Source organism: Sporomusa aerivorans, from assembly GCF_041428895.1.
Classification (GTDB): Bacteria; Bacillota; Negativicutes; order Sporomusales; family Sporomusaceae; genus Sporomusa; species Sporomusa aerivorans.
In genome coordinates this window covers 4,508,756-4,532,784 of sequence record NZ_CP156926.1, presented here as the reverse complement: position 1 = coordinate 4,532,784, position 24,029 = coordinate 4,508,756, and the positions used below count along the sequence as shown (strand labels likewise).

Genomic DNA, 24,029 nt, shown 5'->3' with positions numbered 1-24,029 from the left:
CACGCAAAGGACAGGGCTATGTTTGGAAACATAAGCCCTGTCCTTTGTCTTTCTTTTGTATTAAAGATTTACACCTAGGCCTTCAGGCTGATTACCTACCGTAATAGTGGCAATGACCGTATTGGAAGGTCCATCAATGACCGAGATGTTGTTACTGCTGGAATTTACAGCATAGATTCCGTTGGTTAAAGGATTTACACCTACTGCGATTGGATTCGTTCCTACCGGAACTGTGGCGATAACCGTGTGGGAATTTCCGTCTATAACTGAGACATTATTACTGGTAAAATTGGCTACATAAATTCGGTTGGTTATCGGATTAATATCCACTCCATATGGGAAGATGCCTACCGGGATGGTGGCAATACTCATGTTAGCAAGGCCGCTAATGACCGAAACATTGTTATTGTTTCTATTGGTTACGTAGATTTCATTTGTCAAAGGATTCACACTTACACCAAGCGGAACTGACCCGACCGGAACTGTGGTAATAACAGTATTGCTGTTTCCGTCTATCACTGAGATATTGCCCGCAGAACTGTTGGTCACGTAAATCCGGTTGGTTACGGGATTCACATCTACTGCGACCGGCGTCGCACCAATGCCAATAGTAGCTGTAACCGTATTAGTATTTCCGTCTATCACCGTAACATTGCCGCTAGCTTGGTTGGCTACATAAAAACGGTTCGTTGTCGTATTCACACCTATTCCGAAAGGACCGGAGTCTACCGGAACAGTGGCTATAATGGAATTTGTATTTCCGTCAATGACGGAGACTGTGGTCGCCCCGGATGCACTTACGACGTAAATTCGATTTGTTGTTGGGTTTACACCCACTCCGATGGGGGTGTTACCTACCGGAATGGTGGCGGTAATAGTATTGGTAATTCCGTTTATAACCGATACGGTATTACTATTTGTATTTGAAACATAAATAAGATTAACTGAAACCGGGGGGGACAATGTTCCGGTAGCGCCGGTGGCACCAGTAACGCCGGTAGCGCCGGTAGCGCCAGTAACGCCGGTAACGCCAGTAACGCCGGTAGCGCCGGTAGCGCCAGTAGCGCCAGTAGCGCCGGTAACGCCGGTGGCGCCGGTAGCGCCGGTAGCGCCGGTAGCGCCAGTAACGCCGGTAGCGCCAGTAACGCCGGTAGCGCCAGTAACGCCGGTAGCGCCGGTAGCGCCAGTAGCACCGGTAGCGCCGGCAGCTTCACAATAGTGGCACGGATTGCAAAGGGCACAAGAATCGCAAATATTACAAGGTTTGCAGCCTCCGTGTTTACAGTGCCGACACGGATCCTCTGAGGTATCTATTGCTTCAGGCCGATTTATAGGGGAAACATCCGACATATTTATGAACTGCCTCCTTGCATATACATATGACATAATATAGTATGCAAGTCGTTGATATTATGGGACTTTCAGGTACACTGGATAGGCGGGGATTTGTGAATCCCAAGGTTACGTTCCGCTTCGCCAACTATATCCGGAAACCAATTGAGTCCGAGACTGTTCACGGGTTTTTGGCTGTTTATTAATAATGCTGGTGGGAGGACCCCGCCGCCATTGACAAAAAGTGATGTTTGGCGGTTAAAGACCGGACTTAGGCTGCCCAATACGTGCATACCGATCCGGCAAAGTAATCCATGGTAAGCATAAGGTCTGCAAGGAATGGCTTGCTAATATGTAAACGCAAGGACTTCTAACTTTATCTAAATGCGGAAATAATAGATAAGAGGAGGAGTTGCAGTGACTAAGTTCTATGCCTTTTTAAGTCTCTTATTCGTTACCATAAGCCTCTTTGCCTTACTTGTTTACCATTCCATTCTTAATATTTCCTCATTGCGGCCTATCCCGTCTGACGCGATACCGGGGAAAACTGCCTTTCAAAAGCAAGCCTGTATCGAGTGTCATACTGTTTTTGGCAACGGTGGTTATTTAGGGGGCGACCTTACGAAAATATATGAGAAAAAAGGCGCAGCGGCACTTAAAGAGTACCTGGTACACCCGCCAATACTAACCGGAGCCAAACAAAGGCGCCATGTTGAGGTTAATGCAGAAGAAGCCGAAGCAATTGTAGCTTATCTTAGATTTCTCAATACCATTGACACTCTTGACTGGCCCCTGGATTCTAATAATCGCAGTCATTCAGGGCAGAGCCTGAATGACGTAAGATAAAAGGAGCAGATGGATGTTAACCTCCCAAAAACTATGTTATAAATTTGCCTTGATAACTTTTTTGTTTTTTGGTCTTCAGGGGATCGTTTCACTTGGCGGCGCATGGGAAACTGCATTTCCGGATACTCCCATACCGATTCCGTACACTGCCGGCAGGTCCTTTCACCTTAACATCAGTATTATGTGGCCGCTATTTGGCATCACAGGCATAATCTATTATTTTTTTGGGAGTGAAGCTGGCAGGGAAATTTATAGCCTCAAGCTCATAGAAGCAAATTTTTGGATATTCTTAGCAAGTATAGTAACAATACTCGGATCGCTTGTCCTCGGCTTCAATGAGGGAATTGAATATCTGGAAGCGTTGCGTCCTCTCAAGGTAGGAATTGCGGCTGCAATCAGTATTCTGTTTTATAATCTTATACGCACCTATATTGTAGCCGAGGCGCCAAAAAGCCGGGGGACTCTGGTTAGTATTTTGGCGGGGAGTTTTACCCTGATTGTTTTTTTTATTCCCAACATACTGCGTTATTCCCATCCGGTTGCAGAAGAATTTTTAAAGTTCTGGGTGGTTCATCTTTGGGAGGAAATGAGCTTAGAACTTATCGGAACAGGCGTGCTGGCGGCAGTCGTGATGACACTGCCGGGTATGCAGCGCAGCACCATTGAAAATGTGCTGTATCTGGATATTATAATTATGGTCGTAACCGGTGTTTTGGCTACCGGCCATCATTATTATTGGGCCGGAGGCCCGGCCTACTGGATATGGGTAGGTGGCGCCTTTAGCACAATCCAGGTTGTGCCGATATTATTACTGATTTATTCGATTATGAAGACTGTGAAAATACAGTACTTTTACCAGCTTGGACAACGTGAAAAAATGGTTATGGCTATGGTCGCGAGCAGTATATTTTATCATATCTTTGGGGCGGGCTTACTTGGTTTTCTTATGGCCATTCCGGCTGTAAATAAATATATTCACGGAACGTACATAACCTCCGCCCATTCCCATTTGGCGGTCTTTGGCGTATTCGGTTTTCTGGTGCTGGCGTTGAGCTATTATATTTTTTTCTCGGAAATTGTACTGGACAAAAAAAGTTATTTGTTTAGCTGGATTGGGATCCTTCTTCTAAACGGGGGCTTGTTGATTATGTCAATGGCCCTACTTGTTGCCGGTGGACTTCAGTCGCATTTCTGGTATGTTCTGAGATTAACCGTTGGGGAAACAAATCAGGGGATTTTTCCCTGGCTGCTGCTGCGGTTGGCAGGCGGGCTGACCTACACTGCGGGCAGCTCTCTCCTTACCTATGTAATTATAGCAAAAGCCTGGAGTAATTTTCCGCTTTGTTTTCCTGCGCTGCGGCAGTTGGAAAAGCAGCGATGCCTTGAGTTAAAAGAACTCCATAACGGATTTCAGCAATTAGCAGGTACGGCAAATAATTTGGAACAGACTTTGCGGAAAACGAAATTGTTATTGGATAAGTATCTTAAGATAAAACCATAAGGTATGGGGTGCGCGCTTGTTAGTACCTGCAGTTATGGATAAAGCCCGCCAGTTTGGCGGGCGGCATAAGAGTGAGCTTTTAATGAAATTGGGTATATGTTTTCATGCCCATACCTGATAAAATCAAACTATAATCAAAAAGGGGGGACCCAAAATTCAGCACCAATATCGGCAGGAAAAACAATTACAATTGAACGACAAGGCAGTAATTAAAGAAGACAATAGGATATACCGTGTCCAGAATCCCATCCGCAGCGAATTGGCGTTATCTGTTCTTTTTCTATTTAAATCCCATATTTCCAAAAGCGTGAAAAAAACAGCAGCTGCGCATCCACAGACTAACATTATTTTTGCTAAGGCCGGCGGGTCCTGGTGGAAACCTGAATATCATATTATAGTTGGCGGAAAGACAAAGAAAGTCGTTATGGCTGCCGCCGAAATGCTGCAAAAAACGTTAAACGGCGGAAAAGAAAAAGCTTAAAGCAAGCAGAGGAATTCACTGCAGCAAATGAATAATCATGCCCTACAGATCTTCGAGAACTGTAGGGCATTTGTCATAAATTTAGGACCCTTCTCCGTGGCGCTGGCCGGTGTGATTTTGATTTTTTACTTTTTTAGATCCTGAAAGCGGTTCAGGCATATTGCTGTCATCGTTTTTTGTACGCCTGGGCGCGTCGGGCTGATCCACCGGGTAAGCTTCGGGTTTAGTCATGTCATCTCCTCCGATTTATAGGCTTGCGATGAATTTTTTTGGGGGCTTGTTTTCGTTGCGCGTTCTGATCCCGCTGTGGCTGCTGCGGTCTATCGCTTGTACCTGATTCTTATTACGTAGCTTATGACGCCTTACTTGGTTTTATCCGTGGCAAATTTCAGGTTACTGCTAATTTTTTCTCCAGCGTTAGAATACGCTGGCAGGCTCCGGCAAACAAAAAGCGGGAACGACTGTATAGATTCATGGTTTTTGCTGCTTGCAATTTTTTAATAGCTGTAGGTGTGAAGAGCAACAGGTAAACTACCTGTTGCTCTTTTTTTGCGCTTAAATGAGCTTATATCTTTCCAGCAATTCCTCAAGAACGGTTCCGGAAATCATTTTGAGTGCTTTCTTTTCCACTAAGTTTGCAATAAACGGCAATTTGATGTCGGTCAGTTTTTTGCCATCCAGCATTTTGGCTGTGGAATCAAGCAATACTCTGATATCATAGCAGGAGGCGAACACTTCCGGAACTCCGCGGTCAATAGCAAGCAGCGTATAAACGGCTTCCATGGCGGTTCTGACCGAATATTCTGTTGTGAATACCGTGTCCCGGACTGTATCGGCAAACTGGCCGATAAATGCAAAGTTAACGCAGCCATCGGGGACGACCTTTGGGCGGTCGCCTTTCGTTCTCGGCATAAAGAATGCAGTGATATACGGCATCATACAGGGAATACAGTGCGCGCCCGTCTTTGCCATTTTAGGAATTTCCGTTTCCGGCGCGCCCATGTGGTAGAGCCATTCCTCGATAATTTCCCGGCCGGTGCATTTCTTCATGGGCTTTTTAACAAAGTTGCCGGGAACATCTGTATAAAGCCCGTAAATCCAGACTACCAACTGGTCTTTGGGCTGCTCTTTGAAATGGGGCTGGCGGTTAACCGTATAACTCATTAGCCAGTTGGAGTCTTTAACTGTAATAATGCCGCCGGTAACAACCCTGCCTGAGAATGGATCACGCCTGGCCATTTTTTGGATGTACTGCGGAATCCTTTCATCAAGAGTCGTGACGGTAGCGGATTCCCAGTTGGTCGCCATTATTTCGGTGCAGAATTTTTCCGGGCGGCCAAATGACGGATCCTGCTTGGCGATGTTCTTCCAGAGATGCCAGCAGCCGCCCTCGCCGGGATTGGTATCTAGCACCGGCGGATGCTCGTCATCGCCGAACGTAGAGTTTTCAGTACAACTGCCGTTTGTGACAAATACCAGATCATCTTCGGTTAGGTCAATAGTTTCTTCCTTGCCGGCCTGCCGGCAGATAATTTGTTTTGCAATCTTTTGCCGGCCCTGTATGTCAAAGATGACATTGGTGACCTGCGTATCATACTGGATGCTCACGCCATGAGCATCCAAATATTTCACCAGCGGCAGAATGAGTGATTCATACTGATTGTATTTGGTGAACTTTAGCGCCGAGAAATCAGGAAGACCACCGATGTGATGGATAAAGCGCTGGAGGTAGAGTTTCATTTCCAGTGCACTGTGCCATTTTTGAAAAGCAAACATGGTCTGCCAGTAGAGCCAGAAATTTGAAGCATAGAAATCATCGTCAAAAAAGTCATCAATGATTTTGTCGTATAAATTTTCATCTCTTGTCATAAACAGTTTGACAATTTCCATTGACGCTTTTTCCGACAGTGTGAACTTTCCGCCGGTCTGCGCATCTTCGCCGCGGTTTACGGAGGCTCGCATCAGCGAATAGTTAGGGTCGTGCTTATTAAGCCAGTAGAATTCATCAAGCACAGATACACCCTCGGTTTCAACAGAGGGGATTGAACGGAATAAATCCCAGAGGCATTCAAAATGGTTTTCCATTTCCCGGCCGCCGCGGATAATAAAGCCTTTATGGATATCTTTAATACCGTCGCAGGCGCCTCCTGAAATGCCTGTTTCCTCAAGAATATGGATGCGATCTCCTTGCATTTGCCCGTCGCGAACAAGAAAACAGGCTGCTGCCAGGGAAGCAAGTCCGCTGCCGACAAGATAAGCTGATTTTTTATCAACGCCTTTAGGCTTTTCCGGGCGGGCAAACGCTTCATAATTACCATTTGAGTAATACATAGCCGGAACCTCCCAAAAAAATTTATGAGTATAGTGTAAACGATACCGCTGGCGTATAAACGGATTTTTGGAATTTTACATCGTCGTTTTTTCAGCTTGTTTTCAGTTATGTGCTATATACTCGAGTACGACAGTTCGGATCGGGCTGCCTATGCGTATAGTGCTTACAATGTACTAGCATATATGAGCTATACAAAGAAGTTTTCTATGGAGGCAATATGAAAAAGACTACATGGCTGGAAATAATGCTTGTGCTGATTGTGGCGGGGTTTATTATGTCATTTCAACTTGGCGGGCTGCCATTATTGGACCCGGACGAACCGGTGTATGCGCAAACGGCAGAGAAGTGCTGGCTGCGAACGACTTTATATCACCAAGAATCTATGGGGATTTCTGGTATGACAAACCACCGATGTATTATTGGCTTGTGACCGGCGCTATGAAATTTGTTGGCCAGACAGAGACGGCGGCACGGCTGCCTTCCGCTTTTTTCGCCGTGGGCGGGGCTTTATTGGTCTATGCCGGCGGCAGGTCGATTATGAACAGGCGGGCCGGTCTCATCGCTGCCTTAGCGTTGTCGACAAGTTTGGAATATTTTTACCTGGGTAAAGCGGCTATTACTGACGCGACCTTAACATTTTTTATGTCAGCCTGTTTGTTACTATATTTGCGGCAAAAATACCATCTTGCTTATATAGTTGCCGGCTTGGCGGCGCTTACTAAAGGGCCTGTTGGTATTGTCCTTCCGGCCGTTATTATCTTAATTCATCTGATTGTGACAAGGTCATTAAGCAATGTAAGGAGAATGAAACTTATAACGGGCGGGTGTCTTGTTATGGCGGTTTCACTCCCCTGGTATTTATTAATGTATCAGTATCATGGCATGGATTTTATTAATACTTTTCTGGGATTTCACAACCTAACCCGTTTTCTCCAGCCCGAGCATCCGGCAGGCAGTTTGTGGTATTACTACATTCCGGTGCTGTTACTGGGATTTTTCCCGTGGACAATTTTTCTGGTTCAATCAGTAGCAGCGGCAATCCGGAACAGGCGAGACAGTAAGCAGGGCAGCGCGCTTATTTTTTTTGTAATTTGGGCAACCGTGATATTTGTTTTCTTCTCTCTGTCGCAAACTAAACTTGTTTCCTACATTCTGCCGATGTTCCCACCGCTGGCGTTGCTTGCCGGCTGGCATATCGACAACTGCCTGCAGGCCGATGTTCCGGGCAGTTTTAAAACACCTGTACGAATATTGACCCTGCTGATTATTATTTTGGAGGCTGCCCTTTTTATTACCGCTAAAACAGTGACAACGGATTTGCTGTACGGAGCAGCGCTGACCGGAGTGCTTTTTGCAATCCTTCTCGCTTTGGCGTGGTACACTGTACAAACAGGAAAAGGCAAGGCCTTCGTAAGTGTTCTTGTGTCCGGTATGGCTGCATTTGTCATCATCTTTATGAGTGTCCTCTTACCGGCGGCAGCGCCGAGTTTCTCAATGAAAGAGCTGGCTGGCGACTTTCAGGAGAACTATGATGGCCAGGCTCCGGTGTATGTGACAAAATTCTACCGTCCGGGATTTACCTACTATACCGGCACGGCGGGCATGGAATTGACAACTACCGAGCAGCTCAAAGATTTGGTTGCAAACAACCCGGGGAAAGCGTATTTCGTGGTTAAGAAAAAAACATACCTGGAGTTATCGTTTGCAGAACAGAACAAATTACAAATGGTTGCCAGCCAGCAAGACGTAGCATTATTACTGAAGGCAGATCACCGGTAATTTGACAGGCAGATAACTTTAGTGAATTTATCAAGGGACTTGTCGTCGCGTTGCGGAGAAAACAGCAGTTTGAGGCCAGAGTATCTTTTATGCAATTGCCAGGTATTAATGTGAATTGATCCTCCGGGCATTTCCCCATACTAATAGAAGACGGCTTTGATTAGGATTTCGTGCCGACGAATGAAATTGGTTTTTCGTTTGTTATTGAGAGTAGAGGACAGGTTAGTGGCCGCAGGAGGCGGAGAAAGCTTCGTACCGGCCAGGATTCTGTTACTGCTGCCTTTGAAAAATTGTAATGAGAGTTGGAGAAAATATGGAACAGTTTTTTCATATGATAGTTGACTATATTGGTCAATGGGGTTATGCGGCCATCATAATTGGTATGGCCCTTGAAAGCGCCTGCATTCCAATACCCAGTGAATTGATTTTTGGCTTTGCAGGCTATCTGGTGTACCTAGGCAGAATGGATTTCACTATGGCCGTAGTCGCCGGCGTAGCAGGCGGCCTTATCGGCTCAATTGGCGCCTATTTTCTTGGTTACTATGGAGGCCGCCCTTTTGTCCTGAGGTACGGACGATATATTTTACTATCGGAACGCAACGTGGACGTTGCACAAAAGTGGTTTGACCGATATGGGCTAAAGGCTACATTATTTAGCCGGTTATTACCAGTTATACGGACTTTTATATCACTGCCGGCAGGTTTTGCCAGAGTGAATTTTCAAAAGTTCGTCCTCTATACCGTTTTAGGTTCAATTCCCTGGACGATGGTTTTAATATACGCAGGGATATTGCTGGGGGAAAATTGGCAAATGATTAATACTATTGGCCACCAGGCGAGTTTTGTTGTTGCAGCGGCACTCATTATTGTGGCATTCTATTACTATAGGAAGAACCGTCTTCACCCAGGACACGATAAAGCTTGAACCTTAACAATAGCTCTGAAAGGATAACGGTCATCAAATGGCAGAACACCCAAAACCCAATCGGCTTCTCCAAGGTACTTTGATTTTGACAGTTGCCGGTATGGTTGTTAAAGTAATTGGCTCACTTAATTGGATTATATTATCGCGGGTATTAGGCGGAGAGGGGATTGGCCTGTATCAAATGGCCTTTCCCATATACTTGCTGGCATTAAGCGTGTCTTCCGCCGGTATACCTGTTGCCATTTCAATTATTACTGCCGAAAAAGTGGCGCTTAAGGATTATTCCGGCAGTAAACGCGTATTTAAATTGTCAATGGGCATATTAGCTGTCACCGGTCTTTTACTAAGTCTCCTGGTTTATTTTGGCGCCGGCTGGCTAATCGGACATCAAATAATCAGGGATTCGCGGGCCTATTATGCAATACAGGCCTTATCACCCGCGATATTTTTGGTCACTATACTCTCGAGTTTTCGCGGGTATCTGCAAGGTTGGCAAATTATGACGCCAACGGCTGTATCGCAAATTGCCGAGCAGATTTTCCGGGTAGGGGCCATGTTGTTCTTTGCGATGTTACTGTTGCCGCGAGGGATTGAATATGCCGCAGGCGGAGCCAGTATGGGGGCAGGCGCCGGGGCGGCTGCCGGCCTGCTTGTGTTGCTCTATTATTATTGGCGCCTGGAGAAACAGCAGAATGATTTTGCTGACAGTGCAGTCGCCGCTGAAAAAAATCATGAACCGGTTATCAGTATGGTACGCAGAATTGTTAAACTGGCATTGCCGGTATCGTTAGCCAGTATTATGCTGCCGCTTGTCGCTAATCTTGACTTGCTTATTGTTCCGCTGCGGCTGGAGGCAGCCGGCTATACAGTGGAACAGGCTACAGAGCTATTCGGCTACTTAACCGGCATGGCCGTGCCTTTAGTAAACCTGGCGACAATGGCAACCGCAGCATTGGCTACCAGCATAGTCCCTGCCGTATCTGAGGCGGCCGTCACTGGCAACATGCGCGAAATTCAGCAAAGAACGGCTACCGCGATGCGATTTGCCAATTTAGTCACAATTCCTGCTGCTGTCGGCTTATGGGTATTGGCCGAACCTATCGCAACCTTTGTATATCATGCGCCGCAAGCCAGCCAGGTAGTGAGGGTGTTGTCCTTTGGCGTATATCTTCTGGGGATTCATCAAGTGACTACCGGGGTGCTGCAAGGTATGGGACATGCCGTGCTGCCGGTTATTAACATGGGGGTTGCGGCGGTTATTAAAGTAGTTTTCAATTATTATTTGACTGCGGTGCCCAGCCTGGGCATTTCTGGTGCAGGCTGGGCAACCAATGCCGACCTGGGGGTTGCCGCGCTGCTCAACTACTATTTTGTTTGTCGCTATACCGGGTTTCAGATGGATAGGAAAACACTGGGAAAATATTTGCTTGCTGCCGCCATTATGGGGATATGTATCGATTTTTTACATCTCGTGACTATCAAACAAGGGATTGGCGATGCAGAGGCAACCTTGCTGCTGATCATTTTGGCGATGCTTATATATACAATAAGTGTGATCTTATTAGGCGCGGTTAACGAACAAGAACTTAAGCGAATTCCGGTTGTGGGAGCAGTATTGCACCGGCTCTTTTGGCGCTTTGGTTTGAATAAAAACTAATTACAGGAAATAACCTGAACCCCGCAGCTGGGACTAAAAAGAAAAAACCTCTTATGTCGTATAGTATAACTATATTGCATGGGAGGTTTTTCTGCCGGGCTGGAAGCAGGTTTTTGTACTTTGTGAAGGTGGGAATTCGCTGGGAAACAAGGTTGCTAATAGGGGAATTATATGAGCTAAATTCTTTTTTGGTATTATGCTGCTGGTTTATACATGAGTACAATCTTGTGGAAATAGGAAATATTAGATAATTTATTATATACATTTATGGAAATAAATGGTAAAATAATATACATAATCATCGTTAAAGGTGGTATAAATTATGCATGATCCCAAAGAGCTGTGGAAGGAAGTAGAACAGTTGCAAGAATTACTGCATGAGACTGTTAGCAAAAAAGGTATTGATTCACCTGAAACGAATCGGGTTATTCATGAGTTCAGAAATAAGATGCAGGAATACAATAACTTAGTAAGCCGATGTGATAATATAAATAAGAATAAGCGCTGCAGGCAGCCAACAACGCTAAAAGTAAGGAAACCGAAAGCAAGCTTTCTTGCCTGACTGCATACGACAGAGCCCTTTATCGGGCTCTGTTCTATTTTGTATTTAATAATCAACCCGAAAATAAAAATCGCCTCAATGGGCGGCGGGGGTTGCTTCGACTTTGCCGCTTGCCAGATAATCCGGCGCCGGCTGTTCGTAATCTCCGAAAAGGTATGTATCACCATTACTTTTTAAATATTGCCTGAGTGCATTTAGGATTATAGTATCTTTATTGACTCCAACATCGTGTGCATGGAGTACCAGTTTATCATATAGTTCGATTGGAATTTCAGATGATATTGTTATTGGCGATGTTTCCATGGTAATCCCTCCTTATTGTTATGAGTAGTATTTATCTAAGCGGCTGCTTTTATTAAGGGGTAATAATGGCCGAAATCAGGACTATTGAAGAGCTGCAGTCAATATTATCCGGCCGGCAATCAGAATCACTTCGGACGGTAAGCGAATATGCTAATATAAAACTGCGTAAAAGGGGAGTCGGAAATGCGCCATTTCGCCATAATTGATGTCGGTAAGGCGGGATATCGGATCGTACCGTTATCGACTGACGGCAACGCTTACATTGCTCACTGCCGAGGGATGCTGACCTATTCAAAACACAACCTTGCCAAGTCGGCAGCAAAGCGGATGGAGGAATCATTGCTGCGACGCCTTGAAAAAAAGTAAATGAGATGAAGTACACCAGTTTCTAGAAAGTATAGAGACGCGTTTTCCAAAAACACGATAATAACCCCAGCAAGCCCGCGAATTTTCGCGGGCTTGCGTATGGCTCAAAAGACTTTAGCAATACCTATGGTTTGTCGTAGTTGTAATGTTCTAACAGCGACTTTATTAGTTTTATTGGTATTGCATCGGCGTCATTTTCAAAGGTTGTTATCAAAGCTTTAAGAGCAGCTAAAAAGTGTAAAAAATTATCCCCATCGCTATTCATGTTATTATCAGCACCTTTCGTTGCGGAATGCGTTCTGACTTTGTACCTCTTATAATATATTCAGGAATGAGACACCGGTGTTTTGGGAAAATACATAGAACGGAAGCAATATTATTTTATAGGGAGAGTCCTGTCTCCTTTGCTTACTGACAGTAATTGTGAATCCCCTTGGCAATTGCCTCAGCAAGTTTAACCTGATATTCAGGGGACTTTAATAACGAGCGTTCCTCGGCATTTGTAATGAAGCCAACCTCGATGAGGGCGGCGGGAATTTTGTTGCGGCGCAAGACAAAGTAATCAGCGGCCTTAGCAGTCCGGTTTGCCTGGGTAACCTTGCAGAGCTCATCTTGAATTGCTTCGGCTAATGCTTTGCTGCTTTCCGATTTTTTGTTATAAAACACTTCGGCGCCGTGTTGCTTGGGATTGGCGACAGCATTGGCATGTATGCTGATAAATATGTCTGCATCCGACTCTTCTGCCATTTCAACACGGGCTGCCAAATCCCGGTGGTAGCGACCGCGAACCTTTTCATTGTCACACTCTGCACTCAGTTCGACATCTGCTTGCCGGGACAAAACGACCTTGGCGCCATAATTGTTTAATATATCTTTAAGCTGCAATGCTACCGCTAAATTAATATCTTTTTCCAGTACATTTGGCCGGTTTGCCCCGGGGTCAATACCGCCGTGGCCGGCATCGATAACAACAATTTTACCTGTCAGATTATAAGCGAGATTGTATGCGTAGATACTGCTCAAGAAAAAAAATACCGGCAGGCATAGAAAAATGGACTGGTGTCTGGCAATAAAAAAGACCTTCATGACCATTCCTCCAGGTTGATATTAGAGTTTTTTTGCAAGAATGCAAAATATAAGTCCAGCGGATCGCCAAGCAATACGACGTTTTCAAGCATTACGTATTTTCTTGCTGGCTAAATATATGCAAGCAGCAAGAATTTTATCAAAAATTTCGAAAGGAACAGTATGCTTTTACGATATATCTCCAGGATACTTATAATGTTAATCTGCCTTGGACTGGTGTGCTTTGGCATATATAAAGCTTATTTTTACTATCAGGAGAAGCCGGAAACACGTGAATTGCTGCCGGCAATATCAATTGTTCCGGGAAAAGCCCGTCTGCTTATCATCGCACCTCACTGTGATGACGAGACGCTGGGGTGCGCGGGGGTTATCCAGGAAGTCGTAAGTGGCGGCGGCCAAGTTATGATTGTTGCTATGACCAACGGCGACGGTTTTACTTTCGCTGTTGAGGAGCAATATCGCCAGTTGATACTGACCAGTGATGACTATGTTCATTCGGGCTACACCCGGCAGAAGGAATTTATTCAGGCTTTAGACCGTTTAGGCGTAGTCCAACGGCAATTGGCGTTTCTTGGCTATCCAGACCGCGGCTTAAGGGCTCTATGGGCAGAACACTGGTATAGCAGTCAGCCTTATCAATCCCCTTATACCGGGCGGGATCATTCGCCATATGAAAACAGCTTTCGGGCAAATACTCCTTATGCAGGAGAAGCAGTAATAAACGATTTGGAAACCATTATGCGCGAGTTTGCACCTAGTGTGATTTTTTCACCTCACCCGGTTGATGAACATCCTGACCACGCGGCAACTTGGGCTTTTGTATCTGCCGCTGCTTATAAAGTTTTTAACAGTGGTGAGCTGCCTAAGCCCAAAATATATACATATCTTATTCATCGCGGTGATTTTCCTATTCCACATGGCTATCAACCGGAGGGATTGCTGTTGCCGCCTAAGCCGCTTTATTATAATTACAACAGCCAATGGCAGGCTTATACATTAACAGCCGAACAAGAAGCAGTGAAAGAGCAAGCTCTTAATGAATATGTGAGCCAATTACGGGTTCCGGTTATGTCTAGTCTTCTGCGAAGCTTTATCAGAAAAAATGAGCTGTTTGAAGAGGCCATACCTCACATTGCCTTGTCTGAATCGAAAAATATTGAACTGGCAAATTTGAATGCCTGGGAAAATAGAAAACCGGCATTGGTATATCCGGTTGGCACAAGTGCTTTAGGGGCTTTGGAGAGAAGCGCAAAAGTTGAAGCAATTGATTGTGCCGTGCAGGATAACGTTTTATGGCTTCGATTTCATATACCCGGTTTTTCTACGCAACATCATCAATATCAAATAGCCGTTATTGGTTTTCAAGCAGGTCATGACGCTCTTAAGCGTGATAACAGGTCGTTGTCCTTTAGCGCCCAAGATACCGATTTACTGCCGGCTGCCGTTTACAAGTTTAAAGAAGACGTAATTATTAATATTCCTTACTCCGAGCAAACCTTACCGGAGTTCTTTCTTATTCAGACAGCAACAAAAGACCGGTTCGGGGCAACTATTGACCGGACAGCATGGCAGCAGGTGCAGATTAACAAGGCGGGTCCTGAGGAATCAACCGGGAGGAGTAAGAATGATTCCGGCGCCGCGTTTGTGAATACTGCATTTTGAATAAATGAGTTGCATGGTCTGGCAGATTGTTCCACTAGAGGCTGGGTTTGTTGAATCTTAAACAGCAGTGTGATATAATCAGTGTAAATAAACGATTGGAGTTGAAGAGATGTAATTTTTCTTGCTATTATACAGCATAACAAAATCAACGGCGCGGGAAGGCTGCTTGATTTGTTGCGCGTATGCAAGAAAGTTACAATTCTTTTCACTCAGACATATACCCTCGTCATGTCCAGCTACTGGGCTTGGCTTTGCTGTATTTTATGAGCTGCAGGAATTAACTTTCTTGCAGCTTTATATTTTTACAGGAGGATAAATTATGTCTTTAATAAATGTTGCAAATCTGACTTTTAGCTACGATGGCAGTTATGATAACATATTTGAAAATGTGAGTTTTCAAATAGATACAGATTGGAAACTGGGTTTCACAGGCAGAAATGGCAGAGGTAAAACTACATTTCTCAACTTGTTGCTTGGAAAATATGAATACAGTGGTACTATAGCGGCGAAAGTAAACTTCGAATACTTTCCCTTTGCGGTTGCTAACCCGGAAGATAGCACCATTGATGTAATTGAGAATATCTATCCGGATTATCTTCAGTGGCAGGTTATGCGTGAACTTTCCCTGCTGCAGGTTTCTGAGGACGTTCTATACCGCCCTTTTGCAACGCTTTCCAGCGGCGAGCAAACCAAGGTGCTGCTAGCTGCTTTGTTTCTAAAAGAAAATAGTTTCCTGCTGATCGATGAGCCGACGAATCACCTTGATATGAATGCAAGAAAGATTGTCAGCGACTATCTTAGCGCTAAGCGCGGTTTTATTTTGGTATCTCACGACCGAGCATTTCTCGATAATTGTGTTGACCACATTCTTTCTATCAACAAAACAAATATTGAAATTCTAAAAGGAAATTTTTCGTCCTGGTGGGAAAATAAAAAAATGCAGGACAACTTCGAGCTTGCAGAAAATGAGAAACTCCGCCAAGATATTACCCGTTTGTCATCCGCCGCCAAACGTACATCGGATTGGTCGGATAAAGTGGAAAAAACAAAGCTGGGTACAAAGAATTCAGGGGTAAAGCCTGATAAAGGCTATATAGGCCACAAAGCCGCGAAGATGATGAAGCGTTCCAAGACGATTGAAGCAAGGCAACAAGCAGCCATTGACGACAAGTCTAAGCTTCTGAAAAATATAGAAAACTCCGAGCGGCTGAAAATTTCTCAGTTGAACTTTCATAGCGATCGCCTTATCGAACTTGAAAATGTATCTATATTCTATGGTGAAAAGACCGCCTGTGAGAATGTAAGCCTGACCATTGAGCAAGGTGACAGAGTAGCGTTTTACGGTAAAAACGGCTCGGGAAAATCAAGTGTTATTAAGCTGATTTGCGGGGAAGATATTGCCTATACAGGTATTTTCCGAAAGGCAAGCCAGCTTAAGATATCCTATGTTCCGCAGGATACCTCTCACCTTAGGGGCAACTTAACCGGCTATGCCCAAGATAATGATATTGATGAAAGTCTTTTTAAGGCTATCTTAAGAAAACTTGATTTTTCAAGAATCCAATTTGAAAAAGATATGGCTGATTTTAGCGGTGGGCAAAAGAAAAAAGTCCTGATTGCAAGAAGTCTTTGTGAGAAAGCTCATTTACACATTTGGGATGAGCCGCTTAATTTTATCGATGTTATCTCGCGCATGCAAATAGAAAAATTGCTGCTTGAATACTCCCCGACTATTTTGTTTGTCGAGCATGATACCGAGTTCTGCCAAAATATCGCCACAAAGATTTTTGAGCTTCATAAGCCGATAAAATAAAGAAAACGCGGCTGCAGCGGGCTTTAGGCGAAAGCTTAAAGCCGGTGCTCACTATCCTGGCGAAAGTTATACTATCTGTCAGGGCGAAAAAAGCCCAAGGCCTGTTTGACTTCAGGCCTTGGGCTTTTAGTTTTGGCGATATCGGGTTTGCTAAGAACGGAGAAGTCGTCGGCTTAATGTCCGGCTCCTTTTAGGTTAAGTAAGACTACCCCGCTTACGATTAAGGCAATTCCTGCGCCGGTATACAGATTGGCTGGTTCCTGCCAAATCAAAATGGCGATCAGGGCTGTTAATACCGTGCCTAAGCCTGACCAGATCGCATAAGCGATGTTTAGGGGAATGGAGTTCATGGCCTGGGAAACTGTATAAAAGGAAGCGCTCATTCCTACGATAAACGCAAGGCTCGGCATAAGTTTTGAAAAACCTGCCGAGGCTTTAAGCATTGATGTGGAAAATACTTCGCAGGCAATGGCTATACCTAATAAAACATATCCGTTCACGCTGTCGCCTCCTTAGTTAAGGAAATCAAGTGGTTTAAGACTTTCTCACAGGCATCTTCCTGTAAATCGGCGCCATAGAGCTGATTGAAGTACATACCATCGACAGCAAGCCTAATGACTGTCGATATAATTGGATCAATATGATCATTCTCTATGTGCGCTTGTAGTGCTTGCATTTGTTTCGCCATAGCTCTCAGCAGGTCAGGGTTTGTTGCAGCCGCAGCCAAAAATGCGACGTTTATATCAATTTCATCGTCTAATTGGCGAAAGGTTACTGATGTATAAGCCCTTGTCCATTTTCCTTCTTCTACAGGATCCTGCTTGGCGGCATCTTCCACTTCCGCTACAAACCTTTGCAGCAAATAGTCGTTCATCCCTTTCATCAGGGCATCTTTACTGGGAAAGTGATATAGCAGGCCGCCTTTGCTTATTCTGGCTTCCTTGGCGACTGCTTCCAATGTTAAGGCCATTACACCGGCAGAGTTAATAATTTGAGCGGCGGCGCGCAGTATTTTTTGTTTGGTATCAATAGTTTCAGCGGGAAGCTGGTTTGGCATGGGCTTTACCTCCGGCGGCGTTTCTTTTTATTATATACCGTCTGGACGGTACAGTAAAGCTGCTGAGTTATTAATGGCTGACAACGCTCCGGCGCCTGACTTTTGCTTTTACCAACACACCACCCGTCTGCCAGACTTTAATGCGTTGCAGATAGTTGTTTGGCCGGATATTAACTTTATATATTTTTTGATCTATAACTTGACGATTATACGAAAAAAACGGTAAAATCTATACTGAAAGAGTGAATGAGTGTTTAAGTGTTCTAAAAGTTTCGATATGAACAGCATGCCCTGCTTTATTCCCTAAGGATGCATGCGGAATTTTTTCAATGAAGTAGAATGCTTGCCGTCTTACGGACTAATACGGTGGGATTCTCTAATACTGTGGCAATGTGTAAAAGGGACAGAGTGAGTTAATAGCTCAAGCTGTTCTTTAATTTTTTTTAAGGAGAACTATATAGTAGCCAATAAGCTTTACAAGCAGGGTGTTAGTAACCGCGCCGGTTAGGCGCCGGCGGCAAAGGTATTGAAAGTTATACCGGCAAGTAAGCATTAACGAATTTTTGTAAATGCTAAATATTATCAATAGTGTAGACAAAGCCATATATTTTATAAAGTGGAGGTTATATATATTGGACGCAAATGTTGTTCTGTTTTCTGCTTATGCGCAATTGCCGTCCGGGACGGTATCGAGTGAAATTTATGGTGTAATGGCCTTAGTCGTTTTGATTGAGATGGAAAGCGGGACAATAGTTGATGCTGAATGCACACTGTCAACGCCACTGTCGCAGAAGTTTGTCGCAGAGTTGTTAAGAGGAAAGAGTTTGCAGCAAAGTCCCAAAGCATTGACTGATTTAATTGGCGAGGTATATCAGGGCAATGCCAAAAAGGCAATTATTACCGCACTGCGCATTATTTTTGATAAGTATACGGCATATGCTTCCGGGAGCAATACTAAAAAAAGTCAGTACTGAACTAAAAGAGACGCACTATCAGGCTGATCAGGGAATACATAAGACTGCTGCTAATCTATATATTTTGCAAGTGACCCCAGGATCTGTGAGAAAATGCAGAAATCCTGGGGTTTATGAGTTTGTATGACTGACTAGTTGAACTTATATTACGCTATTCAAATAAATTTCTTTTATAATTTACTATATTGCCTGTCTCTACTCACTGCAGTAAGCAAAATATGTTCAGTAGGAACGATATTGGGGTGAACGCCTATGACTGCTAAAATGTATCTGGATTTAGGAATAAAGCTGGTTAAGAAGGGCGATATAGAAAATGCAACCACGGCATTCTGTACAGCTATAAAGTTAGATCAAAGCTATGCACCGGCTTATAATAACTTAGGCCTGATTTTTAAAAATACCGAGCGACTGGGCGAAGCCGAAGCTTGTTTTTGTCGGGCTATTGAATTAGACTCGAAGAATTGGCATGCCTATAATAATTTAGGGTTGGTTTTTCTGGATGTTGGTGATTTGCAGCAGGCGGAAGCTTGTTTTCGAAAAGCCACTGAGCTTTATGTTAATTCACCGGCAATTTATAATAATTTAGGCATTGCTTTAGAAGAGCAGTATCAACTGTTTGAAGCAGAGAAAGCATATGAAAGGGCTGTACAGTTAAAGCCTGATTTTCCGGAGGCCCATCATAATCTGGGAAGAATTTTACGAATGACCAGGCGTTTTGCGGAAGCAGAGCAGCATTTTTTTCGGGCTGTCGAGTTACGTCCTGGTTATTCTGAGGCCAAGTATTCGCTGGCGATTTTTTATTTGCTATGCGGCGAATTCGGCAGGGGCTGGCGAGAATATGAGCAATCACGTTTAACGAGTTATCGGTATCGACAGCTTGATATACCGCACTGGCGCGGAGAAGATTTAACCGGTAAACATATTCTGTTATGCTGGGAGCATGGTTTTGGCGATACTATACAATTTGCCAGATATGCGCAAATGGTAGAGCAGTTGGCTTCAAAAACAAGTTTGTGGGTGCAAAAGCCCCTGGAACGCTTACTGTCGACTCTGTTTCCGTCTATAACAGTATTGGCGGGAGAATGTCCATTGCAGGCGCGATATGACTATGTCTGCTCTTTGCTTAGTCTGCCGGCAATATTTAACACTTGTTCAGAGACCATTCCACAACCTGTTCCCTATGCGCCGGTTAAGTGTGCAGCGTCAGCCTTTCACCGGGAGACCTCCGAAAAGATGAATGGAAACAGGGTGGGAGTGGTATGGGCCGGGAACCCCAAACATGCTAATGACGCCCAACGGTCAATTCCGTTTACTGTCTTCCAAAATCTATTCAGAGTACCAGGGGTTAGCTGGGTTAGTCTGCAGGTTGGTCCCAGAGCTGAAGACTTAATGGCGGCATCCTGCAATATCAGTGATTCCTCGAGTGAACTTGCCGATTTCCTGGACACGGCAGAATTGCTCGAAGATATTAATTTAGTGATAACCGTAGATACCGCAGTGGCGCATGTGGCAGGGTCTATGGGGAAAGAGACCTGGGTACTTTTGCCGTATGATCCGGATTGGCGCTGGCAATTGGACCGGGAGGACAGTCCTTGGTACCCGGCAGTACGGCTTTTTCGTCAGCGTAAGCCTGGTGAGTGGCAAGAAGTTATAGAAAGAGTTAGAATGGCTTTACAGCAAAAAGCAGCTGGAATATCAACTCATGGCAGGTAATTGCCAGTCCGGGAAGAAGTACTATTCAGTGAAGCTTGAAGAATAGAGGAAAACAAATGTCAAAACTCGGGCAAATTAAACAAGCGGTACAACAGGCGGCTGAAGCAATCGCCAGTGTTCTGGGTGTGGAGGTAACCATTGTCGACGATACCTTAAAACGTATTGCCGGTACCGGACGGTATGCTAAAACGCTCAGTGCGGATTTAGCCAAGGACTCTGTTTTTGCACAAGTTTTGAGGAACGGACGCGGTTTTATTATTACAGACCCAGGCAAGCACAACGCCTGTGTAACTTGCCAACTGCGGGAGCAATGCGCTGAACTGGCTCAGGTCTGCTGCCCGATCAAAGCAGAAGGCGTGACCATCGGCGTGATTGCCCTGATTGCTTTTAGTGAGCAGCAGCGGCAAATGTTGCTTGAGCAGCAGAATGATTTGTTTGGTTTTATCAACCGTATGGCCGATCTTCTCGCCAGCAAAGTTGCTGAGCAGGAAAACCTCAATCAACTGCAGGCTGTTAAACGCCAGTTGGAAACGGTAATTAATTCTGTGCAGGAAGGAATTATTGCGGCTGATCGTTTTGGCAATATCGTTAATATTAATACCTCGGCTGAGAACATGCTGGGTATAACGGCTGACATAGTCGCCGGAACCAATATAGAAATTTTACTGCCGGGATTAGCGGTTGAAGAGGTAACGCAGAGCGGTCGCGAGATTTTGAATCAGGAAATTATCCGTAATTGTAAAGGGCGGCGGCTTCATTTCCTGGTTACGGCCAAACCGTGGTCTGAAGGCGGCCACGTCCGCGGCATAGTAGCCACCGTGCGGGAAATGGCCGAGGTGCGCAAGTTTGTCTCGCAATTATCTGCGCAAAATTTCTACTATACACTGGATATGATATTGGGTGAAAGCCAGCCGCTGTCGGCAACCAAAAAAGCGGCCAAGATAGCGTGCGGCAGTAATGCTACCGTATTAATCCAAGGTGAAAGCGGCACCGGTAAGGAGTTGTTTGCCCGTGCTATTCACTGTGGCAGTGGCCGGAAGAATAAATCCTTTATCGCCATAAATTGTGCGGCCATTCCGGAAGCCTTGCTGGAGAGTGAACTCTTTGGTTATGAGGAAGGCGCTTTCACCGGCGCCCGACGGGGTGGAAAACCGGGAAAATTTGAATTGGCCGATGGCGGTACGCTGTTTCTTGACGAGATTGGCGATATGTCGCTGGCTCTACAGGCCAAGCTGCTGCGCGTTCTCCAGGAACGCAGAATTGAGCGGGTTGGCGGCGTAGACAACATTCCGGTTGATGTTAGGATTGTGGCCGCAACTCATAAAGACATTGATACTATGGTCGGAAATGGTGAATTCCGTCAGGACCTTTATTACCGGATTAATGTTTTTCCCTTGTACATACCGGCTCTGCGGCAGCGACGTGATGATCTGCCGCTTTTGATACAAACTTTTCTTGCCAAATATTCATCTGCTCTTGGTAAATTTGTGCGAGCTATTGATGCGGATGCTTACGAGACATTATTTAACTATGGCTGGCCGGGTAATGTGCGTGAACTGGAAAATGTCATTGAATACCTGGTCAATATCGCCACAGCCGAAACTATAGGGCTACCCTCAATTCCCGCACGGATCAGAGAAAAAGCCGGCAACAGCTCTCAATACAGTGATGTTGTTCCGCTAGCCCAGTTAGAAAGAATGGCAATCACGGGGGCGATAAAGAAATTTGGCTCTACTGTTGAGGGGAAGATTAAAGCGGCCCAAGCTTTGGGCATTAGCAAGGCAACTCTTTACCGGAAATTAAAAGAATATGACACGCGTTTCTCGATTTGAGAAATGTGTGTCATATTAAGAAATTCTAATTAAACGTGATATCAGGTTATTTATACCAACGTTGTGTCTCTTTTTGAGAAAAGATATATAGTGTAATCAGGAAAGTCAGGTTCTTTCAATTTGGCATATAACTTGCATACTGTATTGAGGTGAGTAAATATATGTCTAGCGGAGGAACTTATGAAACACTATCAGGAAGTTATTGGTTTAATTCGCGCCGGCGTCATACCGGCTCTTGGCTGTACTGAGCCTGGTGCGGTTGCTTTGGCAGCAGCTTACGCCAAGCAAGCTTTCGGAGATATGGATATTGCGGAAGGTCAGATAACAGTAAGTGTTGATCCGAATGTTTATAAAAACGGTTTGGCAGTGGGCGTACCCGGGACGGGACAGGCCGGTCTGGCGATTGCGGCTGCTTTGGGATTTTTAATTGGTGATCCGGGCCAGGAATTATCGTTGCTGAGCGGCATTACCCCCGGGCTTTTAGAACAGGCCAAGGTTATGACTCAGACCGGGAAAGTGTCAATACTTCTGAATGATAAGCAAGGGCTCTATATAGAAGTGATTGCCAAAGCAGGGGATACAACAGCGCGTTCTGTGATAGCCGGCAACCATACGAAATTGGTTTCTCTACAATTCAACGGTACTGACATAATATCTGCTGCCGATAACATCGCCAGTACTGCCCGCAGCAAGTTTTGCGGTGATGATGTTTCGCTTGGCGAGCTTATTAACGCTGTCGAAGCCGCTCCGTATGCAGAACTGGTCTTTCTGGAAGAGTGCGTCAGTATGAATTTAGCTGCGGCGGCAGCCGGCCTTACAGGCCGGCTGGGAATGGCCGTTGGCGCGCATCTTCAGGATTTGATCAGCGAAAACGTTTTGGCCAACGACCTTGTCCATTATGCCAAGATTTTAACGGCCGCAGGCGCCGACGCCCGCATGTCTGGCGAAACCATTCCGGTTATGAGCGTCGCCGGCAGCGGCAATCATGGCTTAACCGCTACACTGCCGGTTGTCGCTGTGGGCGAACGAATGAATATTTCCCGGGAAAAAACAATTAGGGCGTTAGCAGTCAGTGCGGCTGTTACATTATATATTAAGAATTTTACAGGCAGCCTTTCGGCCCTATGCGGCTGTGCGGTAGCGGCCGCGACCGGCGCCAGCGCCGCCATCGTGTGGATGCTGGACGGCACTACGGAACAGATCAATGGCACAATAAAGAACATGATCGCCAATCTTACCGGTATGATTTGTGATGGCGGCAAGGTAGGGTGCGCTTTAAAACTGGCCACAGCAGCCGGTGTGGCTGTGGAGACGGCGCTGCTGACCCTGAAAAATGTTGTGGTGCCGTGCAGTAATGGGATCATTCTGCAATCGACAGACGCAACCATCCGCAATCTTGGTCTTGTCAGCAATCCTGGGATGGTGCATACTGACAAAATTATTCTTGATATTATGTTAGAAAAAAGCAAGGTTTTTTTAAATCCTGATCTATAAAGAAAACGGCAGGAAACCCTCACCCTGGTTTTTACGCAGGGTTGAGGGTTTCCTGTCAATAAAGGCTTAAGACTAAAATTTAGCTGGGCGCTACCAGGTAATTACTCTCTTTGCTTCCTTAAGGGCATTGGCAACTAATTCGCAAGCCAGTACATACTGGTCGGGACTACCGGCAGTATTGGTAACGCCAAAATCTACCAATGCTTTGAAACCAAAGCGCATGAAAACATCGCCTTTATGATTATCCGAATGATTTGCCCGCCGCTTTTGTAGTTTGCTTATTAACTAGTAGACTCAGTCTAATGTGTGTGTTA

General features: G+C 45.1%; 22 protein-coding genes. 14 read left to right on the top strand and 8 right to left on the bottom strand.

Going from position 1 to position 24,029, the window contains the following annotated elements; genetic code table 11:
- Nucleotides 1–60 precede the first annotated feature (60 nt).
- Nucleotides 61–1,350: a hypothetical protein gene (locus SATMO3_RS21925; RefSeq protein ID WP_371371900.1), complete on the bottom strand. Its 1,290-nt coding sequence runs from the start codon at nucleotides 1,348–1,350 to the stop codon at nucleotides 61–63.
- A gap of 399 nt (nucleotides 1,351–1,749) precedes the next feature.
- Between SATMO3_RS21925 and SATMO3_RS21920 the strand changes: the two genes are divergently transcribed.
- The 3 genes from SATMO3_RS21920 (at nucleotide 1,750) to SATMO3_RS21910 (ending at nucleotide 4,160) form a co-directional block, all read left to right on the top strand.
- A complete protein-coding gene (locus SATMO3_RS21920) occupies nucleotides 1,750–2,178 on the top strand; it encodes a cytochrome c (RefSeq protein ID WP_371371899.1) in 429 nt (142 codons plus the stop codon).
- A 13-nt stretch (nucleotides 2,179–2,191) separates the two neighbouring features.
- Nucleotides 2,192–3,679, top strand: coding sequence for a cbb3-type cytochrome c oxidase subunit I (locus SATMO3_RS21915; RefSeq protein WP_371371898.1), 1,488 nt, complete (start codon nucleotides 2,192–2,194; stop codon nucleotides 3,677–3,679).
- Nucleotides 3,680–3,869: 190 nt separating this feature from the next.
- The gene (locus SATMO3_RS21910) at nucleotides 3,870–4,160 is read left to right on the top strand and encodes a hypothetical protein (protein WP_371371897.1); all 291 of its coding nucleotides are present in this window, start codon (nucleotides 3,870–3,872) and stop codon (nucleotides 4,158–4,160) included.
- 81 nt (nucleotides 4,161–4,241) lie between these two features.
- Here the strand turns inward: SATMO3_RS21910 and SATMO3_RS21905 are convergent, their stop codons facing one another.
- A complete protein-coding gene (locus tag SATMO3_RS21905; protein WP_371371896.1) occupies nucleotides 4,242–4,391 on the bottom strand; it encodes a small acid-soluble spore protein P in 150 nt (49 codons plus the stop codon).
- A 324-nt stretch (nucleotides 4,392–4,715) separates the two neighbouring features.
- Complete coding sequence (locus tag SATMO3_RS21900; RefSeq protein ID WP_371371895.1) at nucleotides 4,716–6,491, bottom strand: oleate hydratase; 1,776 nt, start codon at nucleotides 6,489–6,491, stop codon at nucleotides 4,716–4,718.
- A gap of 232 nt (nucleotides 6,492–6,723) precedes the next feature.
- Between SATMO3_RS21900 and SATMO3_RS21895 the strand changes: the two genes are divergently transcribed.
- The 4 genes from SATMO3_RS21895 to SATMO3_RS21880 all read left to right on the top strand — a co-directional run bounded on the left by SATMO3_RS21895 (nucleotide 6,724) and on the right by SATMO3_RS21880 (nucleotide 11,415).
- On the top strand, nucleotides 6,724–8,271 hold the full coding sequence (locus SATMO3_RS21895; protein WP_371371894.1) for an ArnT family glycosyltransferase: 1,548 nt from the start codon (nucleotides 6,724–6,726) through the stop codon (nucleotides 8,269–8,271).
- Nucleotides 8,272–8,584: 313 nt separating this feature from the next.
- Nucleotides 8,585–9,196, top strand: a complete 612-nt coding sequence (locus SATMO3_RS21890) for a DedA family protein (protein WP_371371893.1) — start codon at nucleotides 8,585–8,587, stop codon at nucleotides 9,194–9,196.
- A gap of 37 nt (nucleotides 9,197–9,233) precedes the next feature.
- The gene (locus tag SATMO3_RS21885; protein WP_371371892.1) at nucleotides 9,234–10,853 is read left to right on the top strand and encodes a polysaccharide biosynthesis C-terminal domain-containing protein; all 1,620 of its coding nucleotides are present in this window, start codon (nucleotides 9,234–9,236) and stop codon (nucleotides 10,851–10,853) included.
- Between the two features lie 322 nt (nucleotides 10,854–11,175).
- On the top strand, nucleotides 11,176–11,415 hold the full coding sequence (locus SATMO3_RS21880; RefSeq protein WP_371371891.1) for a hypothetical protein: 240 nt from the start codon (nucleotides 11,176–11,178) through the stop codon (nucleotides 11,413–11,415).
- Nucleotides 11,416–11,490: 75 nt separating this feature from the next.
- Here the strand turns inward: SATMO3_RS21880 and SATMO3_RS21875 are convergent, their stop codons facing one another.
- Complete coding sequence (locus SATMO3_RS21875) at nucleotides 11,491–11,718, bottom strand: hypothetical protein (protein ID WP_371371890.1); 228 nt, start codon at nucleotides 11,716–11,718, stop codon at nucleotides 11,491–11,493.
- Between the two features lie 183 nt (nucleotides 11,719–11,901).
- On the opposite strand from SATMO3_RS21875, the gene SATMO3_RS21870 reads away from it, so the two are divergent.
- Nucleotides 11,902–12,084, top strand: coding sequence for a hypothetical protein (locus SATMO3_RS21870; protein WP_371371889.1), 183 nt, complete (start codon nucleotides 11,902–11,904; stop codon nucleotides 12,082–12,084).
- Between the two features lie 408 nt (nucleotides 12,085–12,492).
- On the opposite strand, the gene SATMO3_RS21865 is transcribed toward SATMO3_RS21870, so the two are convergent.
- On the bottom strand, nucleotides 12,493–13,170 hold the full coding sequence (locus SATMO3_RS21865) for an N-acetylmuramoyl-L-alanine amidase (protein ID WP_371371888.1): 678 nt from the start codon (nucleotides 13,168–13,170) through the stop codon (nucleotides 12,493–12,495).
- Nucleotides 13,171–13,365: 195 nt separating this feature from the next.
- Here SATMO3_RS21865 and SATMO3_RS21860 point away from each other — a divergent pair, with 195 nt between their 5' ends.
- Together SATMO3_RS21860 and SATMO3_RS21855 are read left to right on the top strand one after the other, a co-directional pair.
- Nucleotides 13,366–14,832 (top strand): PIG-L deacetylase family protein, encoded by a 1,467-nt coding sequence (locus SATMO3_RS21860; protein ID WP_371371887.1) that lies wholly within the window; start codon nucleotides 13,366–13,368, stop codon nucleotides 14,830–14,832.
- 319 nt (nucleotides 14,833–15,151) lie between these two features.
- On the top strand, nucleotides 15,152–16,645 hold the full coding sequence (locus SATMO3_RS21855) for an Lsa family ABC-F type ribosomal protection protein (RefSeq protein WP_371371886.1): 1,494 nt from the start codon (nucleotides 15,152–15,154) through the stop codon (nucleotides 16,643–16,645).
- A 173-nt stretch (nucleotides 16,646–16,818) separates the two neighbouring features.
- On the opposite strand, the gene SATMO3_RS21850 is transcribed toward SATMO3_RS21855, so the two are convergent.
- Together SATMO3_RS21850 and SATMO3_RS21845 are read right to left on the bottom strand one after the other, a co-directional pair.
- Nucleotides 16,819–17,145 (bottom strand): multidrug efflux SMR transporter, encoded by a 327-nt coding sequence (locus SATMO3_RS21850; protein ID WP_371371885.1) that lies wholly within the window; start codon nucleotides 17,143–17,145, stop codon nucleotides 16,819–16,821.
- Nucleotides 17,142–17,702 (bottom strand): TetR/AcrR family transcriptional regulator, encoded by a 561-nt coding sequence (locus SATMO3_RS21845; RefSeq protein WP_371371884.1) that lies wholly within the window; start codon nucleotides 17,700–17,702, stop codon nucleotides 17,142–17,144. The genes SATMO3_RS21850 and SATMO3_RS21845 overlap by 4 nt, the downstream gene beginning before the upstream one ends.
- A 632-nt stretch (nucleotides 17,703–18,334) precedes the next feature.
- Here SATMO3_RS21845 and SATMO3_RS21840 point away from each other — a divergent pair.
- From SATMO3_RS21840 to SATMO3_RS21825, 4 genes are all read left to right on the top strand, one after another.
- Entirely contained in the window at nucleotides 18,335–18,676 is a 342-nt protein-coding gene (locus SATMO3_RS21840) for a DUF3870 domain-containing protein (RefSeq protein ID WP_371371883.1), read from the top strand.
- A 252-nt stretch (nucleotides 18,677–18,928) separates the two neighbouring features.
- Nucleotides 18,929–20,389: a tetratricopeptide repeat protein gene (locus SATMO3_RS21835; RefSeq protein ID WP_371371882.1), complete on the top strand. Its 1,461-nt coding sequence runs from the start codon at nucleotides 18,929–18,931 to the stop codon at nucleotides 20,387–20,389.
- A 56-nt stretch (nucleotides 20,390–20,445) separates the two neighbouring features.
- The gene (locus tag SATMO3_RS21830) at nucleotides 20,446–22,221 is read left to right on the top strand and encodes a sigma 54-interacting transcriptional regulator (RefSeq protein WP_371371881.1); all 1,776 of its coding nucleotides are present in this window, start codon (nucleotides 20,446–20,448) and stop codon (nucleotides 22,219–22,221) included.
- A 180-nt stretch (nucleotides 22,222–22,401) separates the two neighbouring features.
- Nucleotides 22,402–23,715: a serine dehydratase subunit alpha family protein gene (locus SATMO3_RS21825; protein WP_371371879.1), complete on the top strand. Its 1,314-nt coding sequence runs from the start codon at nucleotides 22,402–22,404 to the stop codon at nucleotides 23,713–23,715.
- A gap of 90 nt (nucleotides 23,716–23,805) precedes the next feature.
- Here SATMO3_RS21825 and SATMO3_RS21820 read toward each other — a convergent pair whose 3' ends face one another.
- A complete protein-coding gene (locus SATMO3_RS21820) occupies nucleotides 23,806–23,937 on the bottom strand; it encodes a hypothetical protein (RefSeq protein ID WP_371371877.1) in 132 nt (43 codons plus the stop codon).
- Between the last annotated feature and the right edge of the window lie 92 nt (nucleotides 23,938–24,029).